This is a genomic window from Nonomuraea insulae (assembly GCF_042656245.1).
This window is the reverse complement of sequence record NZ_JBHSPA010000084.1, coordinates 1-15,920: the sequence shown is the minus strand read 5'-3', so window position 1 is coordinate 15,920 and position 15,920 is coordinate 1. Positions and strand designations below refer to the sequence as shown.

At 70.8% G+C, this 15,920-nt stretch carries 13 protein-coding genes; 8 read left to right on the top strand and 5 right to left on the bottom strand.

Features of this window, described 5'->3' with window-relative positions; translation table 11 throughout:
- The first annotated feature begins 2 nt into the window (after window positions 1-2).
- Both ACFPZ3_RS53025 and ACFPZ3_RS53020 read left to right on the top strand, forming a co-directional pair.
- The gene (locus ACFPZ3_RS53025) at window positions 3-827 is read left to right on the top strand and encodes an MFS transporter (RefSeq protein ID WP_379522196.1); all 825 of its coding nucleotides are present in this window, start codon (window positions 3-5) and stop codon (window positions 825-827) included.
- 18 nt (window positions 828-845) lie between these two features.
- A complete protein-coding gene (locus ACFPZ3_RS53020) occupies window positions 846-2,450 on the top strand; it encodes an arylsulfatase (RefSeq protein WP_379522071.1) in 1,605 nt (534 codons plus the stop codon).
- Between the two features lie 76 nt (window positions 2,451-2,526).
- Here ACFPZ3_RS53020 and ACFPZ3_RS53015 read toward each other — a convergent pair whose 3' ends face one another.
- The 4 genes from ACFPZ3_RS53015 to ACFPZ3_RS53000 all read right to left on the bottom strand — a co-directional run bounded on the left by ACFPZ3_RS53015 (window position 2,527) and on the right by ACFPZ3_RS53000 (window position 6,040).
- Window positions 2,527-3,786: an MFS transporter gene (locus ACFPZ3_RS53015; protein WP_379522070.1), complete on the bottom strand. Its 1,260-nt coding sequence runs from the start codon at window positions 3,784-3,786 to the stop codon at window positions 2,527-2,529.
- Complete coding sequence (locus tag ACFPZ3_RS53010; RefSeq protein WP_379522069.1) at window positions 3,783-4,265, bottom strand: MarR family winged helix-turn-helix transcriptional regulator; 483 nt, start codon at window positions 4,263-4,265, stop codon at window positions 3,783-3,785. Before ACFPZ3_RS53010 ends, ACFPZ3_RS53015 begins: the two co-directional genes overlap by 4 nt.
- A gap of 180 nt (window positions 4,266-4,445) precedes the next feature.
- Window positions 4,446-4,733, bottom strand: coding sequence for a hypothetical protein (locus ACFPZ3_RS53005; protein WP_379522068.1), 288 nt, complete (start codon window positions 4,731-4,733; stop codon window positions 4,446-4,448).
- The gene (locus ACFPZ3_RS53000; RefSeq protein WP_379522067.1) at window positions 4,730-6,040 is read right to left on the bottom strand and encodes a lysine N(6)-hydroxylase/L-ornithine N(5)-oxygenase family protein; all 1,311 of its coding nucleotides are present in this window, start codon (window positions 6,038-6,040) and stop codon (window positions 4,730-4,732) included. The genes ACFPZ3_RS53005 and ACFPZ3_RS53000 overlap by 4 nt, the downstream gene beginning before the upstream one ends.
- Window positions 6,041-6,150: 110 nt before the next feature.
- On the opposite strand from ACFPZ3_RS53000, the gene ACFPZ3_RS52995 reads away from it, so the two are divergent.
- Window positions 6,151-7,098 (top strand): methionyl-tRNA formyltransferase, encoded by a 948-nt coding sequence (locus tag ACFPZ3_RS52995; protein ID WP_379522066.1) that lies wholly within the window; start codon window positions 6,151-6,153, stop codon window positions 7,096-7,098.
- On the opposite strand, the gene ACFPZ3_RS52990 is transcribed toward ACFPZ3_RS52995, so the two are convergent.
- On the bottom strand, window positions 7,089-8,219 hold the full coding sequence (locus ACFPZ3_RS52990) for an alpha/beta hydrolase-fold protein (protein WP_379522065.1): 1,131 nt from the start codon (window positions 8,217-8,219) through the stop codon (window positions 7,089-7,091). The genes ACFPZ3_RS52995 and ACFPZ3_RS52990 overlap by 10 nt on opposite strands.
- Before the next feature lie 75 nt (window positions 8,220-8,294).
- Between ACFPZ3_RS52990 and ACFPZ3_RS52985 the strand changes: the two genes are divergently transcribed.
- The 5 genes from ACFPZ3_RS52985 to ACFPZ3_RS52965 form a co-directional block, all read left to right on the top strand.
- Entirely contained in the window at window positions 8,295-9,350 is a 1,056-nt protein-coding gene (locus ACFPZ3_RS52985) for a FecCD family ABC transporter permease (RefSeq protein WP_379522064.1), read from the top strand.
- Complete coding sequence (locus ACFPZ3_RS52980) at window positions 9,347-10,417, top strand: FecCD family ABC transporter permease (RefSeq protein ID WP_379522063.1); 1,071 nt, start codon at window positions 9,347-9,349, stop codon at window positions 10,415-10,417. Before ACFPZ3_RS52985 ends, ACFPZ3_RS52980 begins: the two co-directional genes overlap by 4 nt.
- Window positions 10,418-10,537: 120 nt before the next feature.
- Window positions 10,538-11,572 carry an iron-siderophore ABC transporter substrate-binding protein gene (locus ACFPZ3_RS52975; protein WP_379522062.1) on the top strand — a complete coding sequence of 345 codons (1,035 nt, stop codon included), beginning with the start codon at window positions 10,538-10,540 and terminating at the stop codon, window positions 11,570-11,572.
- A gap of 46 nt (window positions 11,573-11,618) precedes the next feature.
- Window positions 11,619-13,394 (top strand): ABC transporter ATP-binding protein, encoded by a 1,776-nt coding sequence (locus ACFPZ3_RS52970; RefSeq protein WP_379522061.1) that lies wholly within the window; start codon window positions 11,619-11,621, stop codon window positions 13,392-13,394.
- Between the two features lie 43 nt (window positions 13,395-13,437).
- Window positions 13,438-15,920, top strand: a 2,483-nt coding sequence (locus ACFPZ3_RS52965) for an amino acid adenylation domain-containing protein (RefSeq protein ID WP_379522060.1), incomplete at its 3' end; no start/stop codon positions are given.

Here is a 15,920-nt window from a genome sequence, read left to right as displayed (position 1 = left end):
GCCTGCTGCTGGCGACGGTCGCGGTCAACGCGGCCTCCGCGTTCGGTGACGAGGCCCTGGCGGCGTGGGCGTGGCGGCTGCCGTTCCTGTTCAGCGTGGTGCTGGTGGCCGTCGGCTTCTTCGTCAGGCTCCGGGTCAGCGAGCCGCCGGTCTTCGAGCAGGTCATCGAGTCGGACACCCGGTCCAAGGTGCCCTTCATCGAGGTGTTCAGGACGTACCCGAAGATCACGTTGCTGGCCATGGGCACCAGGTTCTGCGAGAGCCTGGTGTTCAACATCTACAACGCGTTCATCCTCACCTACACCACGATCGTGCTCGGGCTGCCGAAGGACGTCGCGCTCAACGGCCTGCTCATCGCCTCCGTGGTGGGTTTCGCCATCATCCCGCTCGGCGGACGGCTGTCGGACCGGATCGGCAGGCGGCCGGTGCTGGCCATCGGCGCGCTCATCTCCGGGGTCTCGGCGTTCCCGGTCTTCGCGGCGATCGACACCGGCAGCACGCCGCTGATCTGGATCGGCATCGTCGTCGGATGGGCCTTCGGCGCCTGCACGATGTTCGGCCCCGAGGCGGCCTTCTTCGCCGAGATCTACCCGGCGCGCGTCCGCTACACCGGCATGTCGATCGTCTACCAGCTCGGCGTGCTGCCCTCCGGCGCCGTCGCCCCCGCCGTCGCCACCGCCATGGTGGAGGGCAGCGGCGGCGCCTCGTGGCCGGTGGCCCTGTACGTGGTCGTCTTCGCCGCCATCGCGCTGCTCGCGCTCGCCTTCACGCCCGAGACCTCACGGCTCAACAGGGACGCCGCGCTGCCCGCCCCCACCCGTACCTGACAGAAGGGCTTCCTCTCCATGGCCACCAGGCCCGACATCGTGCTCGTCCTCGCCGACGACATGGGCTTCTCCGACATCGGCTGCTACGGCGGCGAGGTGTCCACGCCCCATCTGGACCGGCTCGCCGCCTCCGGCGCCAGGATGACGCAGTTCTACAACACCGCCAGGTGCAGCCCGTCCAGGGCGTCACTGATCACGGGGCTGCCCCCGCACCAGACCGGCATCGGCATCCTCAACTACGACGACTCGCCCGACGGCTACTCCGGCACGCTCAACGACTCCTGCGTGACCATCGCCGAGGTGCTCGGCTCCGCGGGCTATTCGACGTACCTGTCGGGCAAGTGGCACATGTCCAACGACCTGCGCCATCCCAGTGACGCCTGGCCGACGCGGCGTGGCTTCGACCGCTTCTACGGCACGCTCGCGGGCGCGGGCAGCTACTTCCAGCCCGCCACGCTCACCAGGGACGAGCGGAACATCGAGGACGAGGCGCTGGAAGAGGGCTTCTACTACACCGACGCGATCTCCGACAACGCCGTCGGCTTCGCCCGCGAGCACCACGCGGAACGCCCCGCCGATCCCATGTTCCTCTACGTCGCCTACACCGCGCCGCACTGGCCGCTGCACGCGCTGAAGGAGGACGTCGGCAAGTACCTCGGCCGCTTCTCCGCCGGCTGGGACGAGCTGCGCCGCGAGCGGCTGCGGCGGCTGGTGTCGACGGGGATCATCAACGAGAGCTGGCCGCTGACGGACCGCGACCCGAACGTCCCCGCCTGGGCCGAGGCCGGCGACAAGGAGTGGGAGGCGCTGCGGATGGCCGTGTACGCGGCCCAGATCGACCGCATGGACCAGGGCGTCGGCCGCATAATCGACCAGCTGGAGGAGTCGGGGCGGCTGGAGAACACGCTGTTCGTGTTCCTGTCGGACAACGGCGGCTGCGCCGAGGAGATGCCGCCGGAGAGCGCCATGGACTTCGTCACTGCGTTCGTCGACTTCGCGCCCGTCACCCGCGACGGCCGGGAGGTCGTGCCCGGCAACCATCCCGGCCTCGATCCGGGCCCCGAGAGCACCTACGCCACCTACGGCACCGCCTGGGCCAACCTGTCGAACACCCCGTTCAGGGAGTACAAGCACTGGATCCACGAGGGCGGCATCTCCACGCCGTTCATCGTCCACTGGCCGGCCGGCCTCGGCGCCGAGGCGGCCGTACGGACCGCCCCGCACCAGCTCACGGACGTCATGGCGACCATCGTCGAGGTCACCGGCGCCGAATACCCCGCCACCTTCGACGGCCGCGCCGTGCTGCCGCTCGAAGGCCGCAGCATGCTCGCCTCCCTGCGCGGCGAACCCGCCGACCCCGGCAGGACCCTGTTCTGGGAGCACGAGGGGAACGCCGGGGTCAGGCGCGGCGACTGGAAGCTGGTGCGCAAGTACGGCTCCGGCTGGGAGCTGTACGACATGGAGCTCGATCGCACAGAGCTGAACGACGTGGCCGCCGGCCATCCCCACCTGGTCGCCGAGTTGTCGGCCGCCTACCAGGAGTGGGCCGGGCGCTGCGGGGTGCTGCCGCGCGAACGGGTGCTGGAGATCTACGCCGCGCGCGGCCACGGCCTGCCCACCTGAGCGTCCAGGACGCCGGGCACGACGTCCTGGACGCCTCAGCTCGGGGTGCCGGGCACGACGTCCTGGACGCCGTTCCTCAGCTCGGGGTGCCGGTGCCGGCCTCGGCGGCCTCGGCCACCTCGGCGTTCGGCTCGCCCTGCCCGGCATGCGCGTCGAGCTCCGCCTGGTTGCTCTCGGCCCGCATCAGGTCACGGTGGCCGGTGCTCAGGATGGCGATGCCGATCAGGATCGCGCAACCGCCGATGATGAACGGGACGTGCACGTTGAAGTGCTCGGCGAGCTGCCCGGCCGCGAACGGCGCGAGGCCGCCGCCGATGAAGCGCACGAACCCGTACGCCGCCGACGCCACCGGCCGTTCCACCGGCGCGACCATCATCACGGCCTGCGTGGTCAGCGTGTTGTTCACGCCGATGAAGATCCCCGCCACGATCACGGCGGCGATCAGCACCGGCCGGTTGTCGACGAAGGCGGCGATGACGAAGATGACGATCGCGAACAGCGTGAGGTTGCCGTAGAGCGTGCGGGCCAGGCCCAGCCTGCGCTGCAACCACGGCGCGCCGGCCACCGAGAAGAGCGCCACCATCAGGCCCCAGCCGGTGAAGACGAGGCCGAGCTGGATGGCGTCCAGCTCCATGGGGAAGGGCGCGTAGCCGAGCACGGTGAAGAAGCCCCAGTTGTAGCACAGGGCGGTCAGGCTCATGATCAGCAGGCCGCGGTGGCGCAGGGCCTTGAGCGGGTCGAGCAGTGAGGTCTTGCGGGCGGGTTTGGGCTGCGGGCGCACCAGGACGATGGTCGCGAGCAGGGCGACGGCCATCAGCACCGAGACGCCGTAGAAGGGGCCGCGCCAGCTGATGTGGCCGAGCGCGCCGCCGAGCAGCGGGCCGATGGCGATGCCCAGGCCGAGGGCGGCCTCGTACAGGATGATCGCGCCGGTGAAGCCGCCGCTGGCGGCGGCCACGATGACGGCCAGGGAGGTCGCGACGAACAGGGCGTTGCCCAGGCCCCAGCCCGCCCGGAAGCCGATGATGCCGCCGACGCTGTCGGAGGTGCCGGCCAGCGCGCTGAACACGACGATCAGCACGAGACCGGCGATCAGCGTCCACTTGGCGCCGATGCGGCTCGACACCCAGCCGGTCACCAGCATGGCGACGGCCATGACGACCAGGTAACTGGTGAACAGGAGCGTCACCTGGCTGGGCGAGGCGTTCAGGTCGGAGGAGATCGCGGGCAGGATCGGGTCAACGAGGCCGATCCCCATGAAGGAGATCACGCACGCGAACGCCACCGCCCAGACGGCCTTGGGCTGGCGGAAGGGACTGGGGGCTGGGCTGCTCATTCGCTCACCTCAGGGGAGGGGACAGGGGGTTCGGCGGAGCCGAAGGCGCGGGCGGCCAGCCGTTCGAGGGCGGGCAGCGCGGCGGCGATGCTGGCGCGGTCGGCCTGGGACAGCTCCGACAGCAGCTCGGCCAGCCGCTTGGCCTGTGTGGCGCGGCGCCGGGCCAGCTCGGCGCGGCCGTGCTGGGTGATGGCGACCACGACGACGCGGCCGTCGGAGGGGTCGGGCAGCCGCTCGGCCAGCGCCTCGCGTTCGAGACGGGTGACGAGCTGGGTCATGGCGGGCTGGGTGACGCCCTCCATCGCGGCCAGTTCGGTGAGCCGGCGCGGGCCCATGCGTTCGAGGCTCGCCAGTGTGGACAGAGAGGTGATCGACAGGTCTCGGGGAACGTCGAGCAGGCGCATCATCGTCCTGATCCGGGCCAGTCCGACCGCCAGCTCCAGCTCGTCCACCGGCTGGGAGGGGGAATCGGCTTCCATAAGAAATTTATATCACCCCCTTATATATAAGGGCACAAGGGGGCGGCGCACTCCGACCCGTGCTGACCGAGCTCGGGCGGCGCCGGCCTCAGCGCGCGTTGTCGTCAGAGGCCGGGCGCTTCGCGGCGATCTCCGTGTCGTGCTCGATCGCGGCCGCCGGCGCAGGAGCGTCGGAGTCAGTCAGAGCGGGGGCGTCGGGGTCCGCTCGGCCTCGGCCTGCCGCGACATCGAGCGTTTCATGGACTCGGGCAGCTGCACGTCCTTGATCTCCACGCGGTCGATGTGGATGCCCCAGCCCAGCGCCGACGAGGAGCCTGAGACCCGGCTGCCGCACCTGCGGTTGCGCTCTGCCGAAGCGGTCGGCAGCCGGCCAGCGAGGAGCCCGAGGCGGCGGCCGTCGCGGACAGGCCGGGCGGTGATGCGCCGTCCGCCGATTCCCGCACCGGCCGCCTCCCGGGCGCCGTTCACCGTGACAACGCGTAGGAGCTCAGGCTCCCGCTCCTGAGCTGATCGGCCACGGACTCGGCGATCTCACCCACCCGGACCGCGGTGTTGGACAACAAGGTAGAGGTGAGGCCGTGCGTGTGCTCGCTCGCGCCCTGGACGTAGATGCCGCAGCGCATCGCCTGCGAGGTGACGATCCGGTAGTCGCGTCCCAGGCGCACACCGCCGCCGGGAAGCCGTTCGCAGAGCTCGCCGGTCGCGCCCAGCAGGGTGAGCGGGTCGGCGGGACGGTAGCCGGTCGCGTAGACCATGACGTCGGCCTCCAGCAGGGTGCGCTCGCCGGTGGGCAGGAACTCGACCGTGGCGCGCAGGCCGCTCTCGTCCCGCTCGACGCCCGCCAGCCGTGAGGCGTTGAGGATGCGCAGGCGTTCCTTGCCCTGCACCTTCTCCTGGTAGTGGCGGCGGTACAACTCGTCGATGACCTCCATGTCCACCACGGAGTAGTTCGTGGAGGCGTGGTAGGCGCGCAGCCGCGTTTTCACTTCGTCCGGCGCCGCGTAGAAGTGGTCGACCGCCACCGGGTCGAAGATGCGGTTGGCGAAGGAACTGTCGTCGGCGGGGGTGTATCCGTACTTGGCGAAAACGGCGCACACCTCGGCGTCGGGAAAGACGCTGTGCAGGTGCTCGGTCACCTCGGCCGCGCTCTGCCCCGCCCCGACCACCACGAACCTGCGCGGGTCGCGCAACGCCGGCAGCTTTTTGAGCAATTCCTCGCTGTGCCAGACCCGCTCGTCGCTCACCATTCCGTCCGGCAGGACCGGTTCGAGCCCGGCGGCGAGGACCAGGTTGCGGCCACGGCGGGTGACCAGCGTGCCGTCGCCCTGCCTGACGACCACGTCCAGGAACTCGATCGTCCCGTCCACCTCGACAGGGGTGACCGCGACGACCTCGGAGGCGTATTCCACCTCCTCGGTGAAACGAGCGGCCGCCCATTCGAGATAGTCGTGAAACTCCAGCCGGGACGGAAACATTGTTTTGTGATTGATGAAGTCGAGCATCCGCCCTTTGTCCTGCAAATAGCAGAGAAAGCTGAATTCGCTGGTCGGGTTCCGCATGGTGACCAGGTCCTTCAAAAAGGACACCTGCATGGTGGTGCCTTCGAGCAGCATGCCCCGGTGCCATCCGAAGGCGGGCTGCTTGTCAAGGAACACGGCGTCGACCTGGTCTCCTGTCCGTGTCTGGCGCTCCCGCAGCGCGATCGCCAGGGCGAGGTTGGAGGGCCCGAAGCCGATGCCTACGAGGTCGTGGACGTGCTGCTCCGCTGAGGACATGGAAACCTTTCGCGACCGGATCAGGGGGTGGAGACATTGTGAGAATTAGGTTAGCCTGGCCTAATTAAGGTTAGCCTAACCTAGTCAGATCCCCTCGACAAGGAGGCAGCATGCGGGTCGTGATGTTCGGATACCAAACCTGGGGTCATCGCACGCTCCAGGCACTTCTGGATTCCGCGCACGAGGTCGTGCTGGTGGTCACCCATCCCAAGAGCGAGCACGCGTACGAGAGAATCTGGAACGACTCGGTGGCCGAGCTCGCCGAAGCGCACGACGTCCCGGTGCTCCTGCGCAACAGGCCCGACGACGAGGAGCTGATGGCCCGGCTCAAGGAGGCCGAGCCGGATCTCCTCGTCGCGAACAACTGGCGGACCTGGATCCCACCGGAGATCTTCGGCCTGCCCCGCCACGGCACCCTCAACGTGCACGACTCGTTGCTGCCCGCCTACGCCGGCTTCTCGCCGCTGATCTGGGCGCTGATCAACGGCGAGGAGGAGGTGGGGGTCACCGCGCACATGATGAACGACGAGCTGGACGCCGGCGACATCGTGGTGCAGCGCGCCGTGCCCGTCGGGCCCGAGGACACCGCCACCGACCTGTTCCACCGCACGGTCGATCTGATCGGGCCGATCGTCACCGAGGCGCTCGACCTCATCGACTCCGGCGAAGCCGTCTGGACGAAGCAGGACCGGTCGAAGGCCAGCTTCTTCCACAAACGTTCGATCCAGGACAGCGACATCGACTGGACCTGGCCCGCCGAGGACCTCGCCCGGCTGGTCCGCGCCCAGTCCGACCCCTACCCCAACGCCTTCACCCACTACAAGGGCGAGCGCATCCGGGTGCTCAAGGCCTCGGTGTCGAAGGGCAGGTACGGGGGCACGCCAGGCCGGGTCTTCATCCGGGAGGGCGACGGCGTGGTCATCGTCGCGGGGGCCGAGGCCCGCCGCGGCCGCAGCCACGGGCTGGTGATCGAACGAGTGCGTACGGAGGACGGCACGGACCTGCCGGCCACCGAGGTGTTCCGGACCATGGGCGGCTACCTCAACCGTCAGCCGTGAGCGGAAGATCGTCGATGCGCTGACCCGGCCGCCGGGCCACCATCCGCGAGGACCCAGGCGACATCCCTGAGCAGGGCGTGCCGCCACCCCGCCCGATCGTGGCCCGAGGCCGACCGCGACACCCGCACGGTGGCGCCCGCCTGCTCGGCCAGGGTCTCGACCAGCTCGCAGTGCGGCAACATCCGCCTCTCGTGCTCCCCCACGTCGAACGCGGCCCGCAGCCCGGACAGGTCGGGGCGCTCCCGCAGGCGCGCGGCGATGGCGCCGCCGACCGGTCCGCCCATGGGGTCCGCCCGGTCCGCGGCGCCGGCCGTCCACCAGAACGACGCCGACTGGCAGGCGATGCCGGTCAGCAGGCCGGGGAACTCCAGCGCGGCGTACATCGCGCTCAGCCCGCCGAGACTCTGCCCGGCGACCATCAGCCGCTCCCGGTCGGCGGGTACGCCGCTCCGCGCCACCAGCGGCAGCAGTTCGTCCCTGATCGCCTCCCACAACCCGGGCTCGCACGCGTACTCGGACTCCCTGGCCTGGGCAGGCACGAAGACGAGCGTGACGGGTGGCAGTTCGCCCTGGGCGACGGCAGAGTCGAACGCGGTCATGGCCGGGTGCAGGTACAACCAGTCGTCCCCGTCGAGCAGCAGGACGATCGCCCCGCCGCCGCCCGCCGGGTGGACCCGCACGGTGCGGCGCCCGCGAAGCCGTTCGCTGGTCCAGCGCAGGCGGGTGGTCGGGAGGGGCAGGACGTCGGCGGCGCCGACGGCGGGCCAGTGCGGCTGGGCGGGGGCGTCCGGGGTCGCGGCGATGGAGCGGTCACCACCCGCGCCCTCCGGGTTGTACGGATCGGCGTACGCCGATCCGCCGGCGAGGAACTGGTAGGTCACCCGCAGTCGCGCGGGCATGGCGACCTCGGCGAACCAGCAGTCCGTGTCACCCCATCGGCGTAGGGGCACCGGCTCCGACCAGCTCTCGAAGCCGATGCTCGCCGGGGACCCGCGCCACAGGAACAGGGTCTCCCAGCCGCCGTCACCGCCGGGTATCGACGCCGGTGCCCGCACCGCCGCCCAGAACTCCTCGGTGCCGGGTTCGCCGGGGCATCTGTACTCGGCGAAGGTGTCCTTCATGCGCAGTCCCCTCCCCTACCATCGGCCAGCGGCTAAGGATAGCTTTACCTAAGTAGTTGATCGAGATGTTCGCCAGTGGATCAAGGGGATGACGTCGCGATGGGCGCGATCGCGGTACAGGCCCGCCGGCGGCGGGTCGTGGGGGTGGGCACGCTTGTCGCGGTGCTCGTGGTCGTGGGGGTGGTGTCGCTGGTGGTCGGCGCGCGCGCGTTGAGTCTCGCGGAGGTGTGGCACGGGCTCTTCGCGGCGCCGGGCTCCGACCAGCGGCTCACCGAGATCACACTCATCGTGCAGACCGTGCGGGTGCCCAGGACGGTGCTCGCGATCGCGGCGGGGGTCGCGTTGGGGGTCGGCGGGGCGTTGATCCAGGGGTTCACCCGTAACCCGATCGCCGACACGGGGTTGCTGGGGGTGAACTCAGGCGCCTCGTTCGCCGTGGTGTCGGTGATCCTCCTGTTCGGGTTCGCCAATCCGTACCAGTACGTCTGGTTCGCCTTCCTGGGGGCGGGGGTCGCCGGCGTCGTCGTCTTCGGGCTGGCGAGCCTCGGCAGGGGGGCGGGCAGCCCGTTGACGCTCGCGCTGGCCGGGCAGGGGGTCACGGTGTTCCTGGCGGCGATGACCACGGCGATCGCACTGTCGGACCAGGCGTCGCTGAACGCGCTGCGGTTCTGGAACGCGGGCTCCGTGGCCGGCGTCGGATTCGACGTCATCTGGCCGGTGGGCGTGTTCATCGTGGCCGGGCTGGTGCTGGCGCTGACCACGCTGCCCACCCTCAACCTGCTCAACCTGGGTGATGACGTGGCACGGGGGCTGGGGGCGAACATCGCGCTGAGCCGGACCGTCGGCATCGTCGCCGTCGTCCTGCTGGCGGGCGCGGCGACGGCGGCGTGCGGTCCCATCGCGTTCCTCGGGCTCATGGTGGCCCACGTGGCCCGATACGTCACCGGGCCCGACTATCGCTGGCTGGTGCCGTACGCGGGCCTGCTCGGCGCCGTCATCCTGCTGGCCTGCGACATCGTGGGCCGTGTGGTGACACGGCCGGGCGAGTTGCAGGCCGGCGTCGTCGTCGCTCTCGCCGGCGCCCCCTTCTTCGCGGCGCTGGTGTGGCGCAGAAAGTTCAAGACGGCATGAACGAGACAGTCGTGAAGCGGTCGGTGACGGCGGGCGTGCGGCTCGGCTCCGCGTCGTTCGTGTGGCGGCCCTGGATGCTCTTCGTCACACTGCTGCTGGCGGCGGGGACCTTCCTGGTGTTCTGCCTGTCCATCGGCTTCGGGGACTTCCCCATCGGCCTGCCCCAGGTGATCGCCACGCTCTTCGGCAGGGGCGAGCGGGTCGACGAGTTCGTGATCATGGACCTGCGGATGCCGCGCGCCCTGGCCGGGCTCGTCGTGGGGGTCGCGCTGGGGGTGTCAGGGGCGATCACGCAGTCCATCGCGCGCAACCCGCTGGCCAGCCCGGACGTTCTGGGCATCACCGGGGGCGCGAGCGCGGTCTCGGTGTTCCTGGTGACGGTGTCGGGCGGGGCCGCCGCGGCGATCGTCAACTCCGTGGGCCTGTCCGCGGCGGCGCTCGCGGGCGGTCTCGGCACGGGTCTGCTGGTGTACTTCCTGGCCTGGCGGCGCGGGATCGACGGTCTCCGGCTCATCCTCATCGGCATCTCGGTGAGCGCCGTGATGCAGGCGATCACCACCTGGCTGCTGGTCACGGCCGACATCCGGGACGTGGCGCGGGCCCAGGCGTGGCTGGTCGGCTCGCTGGACAACCGGTCGGGGGGCGAGGTCTGGGTGGCGTTGTGGTGCACGCTCGCCCTCGTGGCCGTCGTGGCGTACGTCGCCTTCCACCTCAGGCCGATGCACTTCGGCGACCAGGTCGCGGCGAGCCTGGGCGTCCGGTACTCGATGGTGCGCGCGGTCCTGCTGCTCTGCGCGGTGCTGCTGGCCGGTGTGGCGGTGAGCGCGGCGGGCCCCGTCCCGTTCGTCGCGCTGATGGCGCCGCAGGTGGCGATGCGTCTGTCGCGGTACCCGACGCCGCCGATGCCGGCCTCCGGGCTGGTGGGCGCGCTGCTGCTGATGGGCTCGGACCTGGTGGCGCGCGCGGCGCTGCCGTTCTCGCTGCCCGTCGGCGTGGTCACAGCCGCGATCGGCGGCCCCTTCCTCGTCTACCTGCTGGTACGGGCGAACCTCAGAAAGGGTCTATGAAGGGCCGCCTCACCTAAGTAAAGTTAGGCTAACCTAATATCTGCGTGTTACGGTTTTCGCCGGCCCCAGTCGAGGCACTAAAGCAAGGGACTCCGCATGCTTTTCCGAGGAACGACAGTTGTGACGACCGTGCGGCGGTTAGTGGTGACGCTGTCCGCCGCGGCCCTCGGCGCCGGCCTCCTCGCGGGATGCGGCTCCGGCGCGGCGGAGCAGCCGAGCGTTGAGACCGGGGCCACCACGGCCGCCGCCGGCGGCGCCTTCCCGGTCACCGTGGAGCACGCGTTCGGGTCCACCCAGATCGACAAGGCCCCTCAGCGGGTCGTCTCCGTCGGCTACACCGACGACCAGGCCATCCTGGCGCTCGGCGTGAAGCCGGTCGGCATGGTCGACCAGTACCCGAACCCGCCGGGCAAGTCTCCCGACGTCAACACCCAGTGGCCCTGGGTGAAGGACAAGTGGGGCGATACCCGCCCCGAGGTCATCATGACCAACGGGGACTCCGGCCCGAACTACGAGAAGATCGCCGCGCTGCGGCCGGACCTGATCATCGCCGTCTACTCCGAGATCGACCAGGCCGCCTACGACCGGCTCTCCAAGATCGCGCCGACGGTGGGCCGCACCAAGGCCGAGAAGGAGCCGTTCAGCGCGCCGTGGCAGGACAACGCGGTGCACATCGCCAAGGCGCTCGGCAAGGCGGACGAGGGCGCGCAGCTGGTGAAGGACATCGACGCCAAGCTCGACGCGGCCCGTGAGGCACATCCGGAGTTCGCGGACAAGACCGCCGTCGCGGTGTCCTGGTACAAGGATTCCGTCGCCCCGTTCACCACCACCGACGTACGCGGACGGCTGGTGTCGGGCATCGGCTTCAAGGGCACGCCGGAGATCGACAAGATCGCGGGCAGCAGCTTCTACACCGTGCTGTCCCCCGAGCGCATCGACCTGATCGACGTCGACCACATCTTCGTCATCGCCGACCAGGCGGACCAGACGGCGCTGAAGAAGTTCGAGTTGTTCGCCAACCTGCCCGCGGTCAAGGACGGCAAGGTGTCCTATCTGCTGGACAGCGAGGGCCCGGCGATCGGCGCGGCCATGTCGCAGGGCACGCTCCTGTCCCTGCCGTACGCGATCGACGAGCTCGTCAAGTCGGTCGGTTAGAGGTGCCGGTGGACATGTCCCATCCCCGGCCCGCCGCGGTCCGGATGTGAGCACCGACACCCGCGCCGCCATCCTGCGCACGGCGACTGGACGCGAGGCCGGCCGATGGGTCGGCGCGCGCTGCCGCGAAGCCCGGGGGCTGACGGCCGCCACCGCGCTCACCACGGTGGCGGGGGCGGCACTCCAGGTGCTGCCCGTGCTCCTGCTCGGCCGGGTGGTCGACGGCGTGGTCGCGGACGAGCCGCACTCGATCCTGGTCACGATCGGGGTGCTGATGGTGGCCGCGGCNCTGCTCGGCGCCGCGGCCGCCGCGGCTTCGACGTACCTGATCGGGCGGCTGGGCGCTGATCTGCTCGCGAGGCTGCGCGAAGGCGCCGTCCGGGCCGTGCTCGGCATGCCGAGCGCGCGGATCGAGCAGGTCGGCCAGGGCGATGTGCTGTCCAGGGTCGGTGACGACGTGGCCGTGGTGTCCAAGGGCATCAGGACGGCCCTCCCCACGGTGTTCTCCGCGGGGGTGCTGGTCGTCATCGCCACGGCCGGCATGTTCGGACTGGACTGGCGGCTCGGCCTGGCGGGCGCCTGCGCGCTGCCCGCGTACGGGCTGGCCCTGCGCTGGTATCTCCCCCGGTCCGCGCCGCTCTACCGCAGGCAGCGGGAGGCCCAGGCCGACCGCGCGCAGGCGCTGATCAGCGGCCTGAACGGGATCGAGACCGTCCGGGCCTACCGCCTTGAGGGCATCTTCCGCGAGAAGGTCACCACTGAGTCGTGGCGGGTGCGCGATCTCGGCGTCGAGGTGTTCCGGTTCTTCGGCCGGTTCGTCGGCCGGGAGAACCGCGCCGAGTTCATCGGGCTGGTCCTGATCATCGTGGTGGGCTACGCGCTGCTGGAGGCCGATGCCGTCACCCTGGGCGAGGCCGCGGCGGCGCCGCTGCTGTTCCACCGGCTGTTCAACCCGCTGGGCGCCATCATGTTCACCTTCGACGAGGCGCAGAAGTCGGGCGCGAGCCTGACGCGGCTGGTCGGGGTGCTGGGAGAGGCCGCGGAGGAACGGCTGGTGGGCGGTGCCGTCGCTCCCGCGCGGGCCGGGCCGTACCCGGTGCGGGTGGAGGGGCTGACGTTCTGCTATCCCGGTTCGGGAGAGCCGGTCCTGCGGGAGGTCAACCTGGAGATCCCGGCGGGCGGATCGCTCGCGCTGGTCGGGGCGACGGGCGCGGGCAAGTCGACCCTGGCGGCGCTGATCGCGGGCATCGGCACCCCGCAGGCCGGGTCGGTGCGCATCGGATCGACCGACATCGCCGGCCTGGACGAGGCCGGGGCGCGGGTCCTGGCGAGCATCCTGACGCAGGAGACACACGTGTTCTCCGGCCCGCTGGCCGACGACCTGCGGCTGACCTCGCCGCAGGCGACGGACGCGGAGCTGATGGACGCGTTGCGCACGGTCGGCGCCGACACGTGGGTCACGGCGCTGCCCGACGGGCTGGACACCATGGTCGGCGAGGGCGGCGAACGCCTGGACGGCGCCAAGGTCGCCCAGATCGCGCTGGCCCGGCTGGTCCTGGGCCGGTCGCCGGTGGTGGTGCTGGACGAGTCGACCGCGGAGGCGGGCAGCCAGGGCGCCGCCGAGCTGGAACGGGCCGTCCTGGCCGCGTGCCGGGGCCGTACCGCGCTGTTCGTGGCACACCGGCTGACCCAGGCGATGGCGGCGGACCGCATCGCCGTACTGGACGCGGGACGCGTGGTCGAGCAGGGCACCCACGAGGAACTCGTGGCCCTGGGCGGCCGGTACGCGCGGCTGTGGCGCGCATGGCGAGAAGGCAGTTAGGCAGTTTTCACACACCCCGGAAGGGACGGCTGAGTCTTCGATGGTGGAACCAGGCACTCGTCTCGTATCGCTTTCCTCCGAGCGCCTCGCCGGCCTGCGCCGGCGGACCGGCGAACACGGCGAATTCTCCGACGGGACTCTCGCCGGAGCGTGCGCCGTCGGACTGGCGTACTGGGCGACGGGCCGGAGCCCCGACGGCCTCGACCTCACCCCCGGCACGCTGTTCACCGACGTCCTCGGGTGGGTCGGCAACGGCGGGCTCGGGGCCGGCTGGGAGGTCGGCGCGGACGATCGCAGCATCGCCGTCCCCGAGGGCGTCGTGCTGAGCGACGCGCAGCTCGCCCTGGACGACCTGGCCGACTTCCCCGACCGGCCCGTGGGAACCATCAGCCCGTCCAGCGTGGCGGCCCGGATCGAGGCCCTGGCCAGGTGGAACGACAACCACGTCGACCGGGTCCGCCCGACCATCGTGGAGATGTTCCACGAGCAGGCGCGGGCCAGGCCGCACGCGGTGGCCATCGTGGACGAGCGTCGGTCGCTGACCTACCGTGAGGCGGCGGAGCTGTCCAGCCAGCTCGCCCACCACCTGATCGACCGTGGGCTCACCGCCGAACAGGTCGTCGGCATCTCGCTGGAGCGCTCGGCCGAGATGGTGATCGGCCTGCTGGGCGTGCTCATGGCGGGGTGCGCGTTCGTGCCGCTCGACCCGGCGTGGCCCGCCGCGCGCCGCGCGGTCGTCATCGAGGACGCCGGGCTCGTGGCGCAGCTCAACGACTCCGGCGAGCAGAACCCGGGCGAACCGGAGGCCGTGGCCGTCGACCTGGACGACTGGCGATTCGGCTCCTACCCTGCCGAGAGGGCCGAGGTCGCCATCCCCGGCGCCGCGCTGGCGTACGTGATCTTCACCTCCGGCTCGACCGGGCGTCCCAAGGGCGCGATGATCCGGCACGAGGCGATCAGCGAGCGCCTGCTGTGGCAGGCCGGCGAGATCCTGCGCTTCGGCCACGACGACGCGTCGTTGTTCAAGGCGCCGCTGTCGTTCGACATCTCCATCAACGAGATCTTCCTGCCGCTGGTGCGCGGCGGCAGGCTGGTGATCCTGCGGCCCGGCGGTGAACGCGACCCGCACCACCTGCTGAGCGTGATCGCAGAACAGCGCGTCACCTTCACCTACCTGGTGTCGTCCATGCTGGACGTGCTGCTGGAGATCGCGGGCGACTCCGGGCGGCTGGACAGCCTGCGGCACGTGTGGTGCGGCGGCGAGGTGCTGACCCCGGAGCTGTACGAACGCTTCCGCACCCGGCTCGACATCCCCCTCTACCACGGCTACGGCCCGGCCGAGACGACGATCGGCGTCTCGCACGTCATCTACCGGGGCGCGGCCGAACGCCTGTCGACGTCGATCGGCAAGGCCAACCCCAACACCGAGTTGTACGTGCTGGACGACGAACTGCGCCCGGTCCCGGTCGGCGCCGGCGGCGAACTGTACGCGGGCGGATTCCTCCTGGGACGCGGCTACGTCAACGCGCCCGGCCTGACGGCCTCCCGTTTCGTGGCGAATCCGTTCGCGGCGGACGGGTCCCGGCTGTACCGGACCGGTGATCTCGCGCGCTTCGCCCCGGACGGGTCACTGGACTTCCTCGGCCGGGCCGACAACCAGATCAAGATCCGCGGCATGCGGCTGGAGATCGAGGACGTCGAGATCGGTCTCGCCGAGCACCCCGGCGTACGGCACTCCTGTGTCATCGCGAAGAAGAACACGGCGGGCGGCACCTACCTGGTGGGGTACGTGATCCCGGCGGCCGGGAACGACGGCCTGCGGCCGGAGGAGGTCAAGGCGTGGGCCGCCGAGCACATGGTCGAGTACATGGTGCCCGCGCACCTCGTCGTGCTGAAGGAGTTCCCGCTCACCGAGAACGGCAAGCTGGACCGGCGCGCGCTGCCGGAGCCGGTCATCGAGGCGGGCCCGCTCGCCCCGCCCGCCACCGAGAACGAGCGGGTGGTGTGCGCGGTGGTCGCGTCGGTGCTGGGGCTGGAGGAGATCGGTGTCGACCAGAACTTCTTCAAGCTCGGCGGCGACAGCATCCTGGCGATCTCGCTGCTGAGCGCGCTGCGCGACGCGGGCCTCTACGTCACGGCCACGGAGATCTTCACCAGCGGCACCGTGGGGTCGCTGGCGGCGGTGGCGAGCCGCGATGACGTCTCCGCCGTCGACCACGGGGATGTCGCGACCAGTCCCGTCACGGGGTCGCCCATCGTGCGGTGGCTCGGCGAGACCACGGACGCGATCGACGGCTTCGTGCAGTCCGTGGTGCTGAACACCCCGGCGGACCTGACCGCCGACGCCCTCGGCGAGATCCTCGCCGCCGTGGTCGGGCGGCACGACATGTTGCGGGCCACGCTGGTGCGCGGCGACCGCTGGGGGTTCGACATCCCAGAGGCGGACCAGACGGCGGACCGGGCGGCGGACCGGGCGGCGGACCGGGCGGCGGACCGGGCGGCGGACCGGGCGGCGGACCGGGCGGC

Bases quoted from the DNA above. Each gene is read 5' to 3' on its own strand.
- ACFPZ3_RS53000 (WP_379522067.1), bottom strand. From the start codon at position 6,040: ATGTCCTCAGCGGAGCAGCACGTCCACGACCTCGTAGGCATCGGCTTC.
- ACFPZ3_RS53020 (WP_379522071.1), top strand. From the start codon at position 846: ATGGCCACCAGGCCCGACATCGTGCTCGTCCTCGCCGACGACATGGGC.
- ACFPZ3_RS52995 (WP_379522066.1), top strand. From the start codon at position 6,151: ATGCGGGTCGTGATGTTCGGATACCAAACCTGGGGTCATCGCACGCTC.
- ACFPZ3_RS52990 (WP_379522065.1), bottom strand. From the start codon at position 8,219: ATGAAGGACACCTTCGCCGAGTACAGATGCCCCGGCGAACCCGGCACC.
- ACFPZ3_RS52980 (WP_379522063.1), top strand. From the start codon at position 9,347: ATGAACGAGACAGTCGTGAAGCGGTCGGTGACGGCGGGCGTGCGGCTC.
- ACFPZ3_RS53010 (WP_379522069.1), bottom strand. From the start codon at position 4,265: ATGGAAGCCGATTCCCCCTCCCAGCCGGTGGACGAGCTGGAGCTGGCG.
- ACFPZ3_RS53015 (WP_379522070.1), bottom strand. From the start codon at position 3,786: ATGAGCAGCCCAGCCCCCAGTCCCTTCCGCCAGCCCAAGGCCGTCTGG.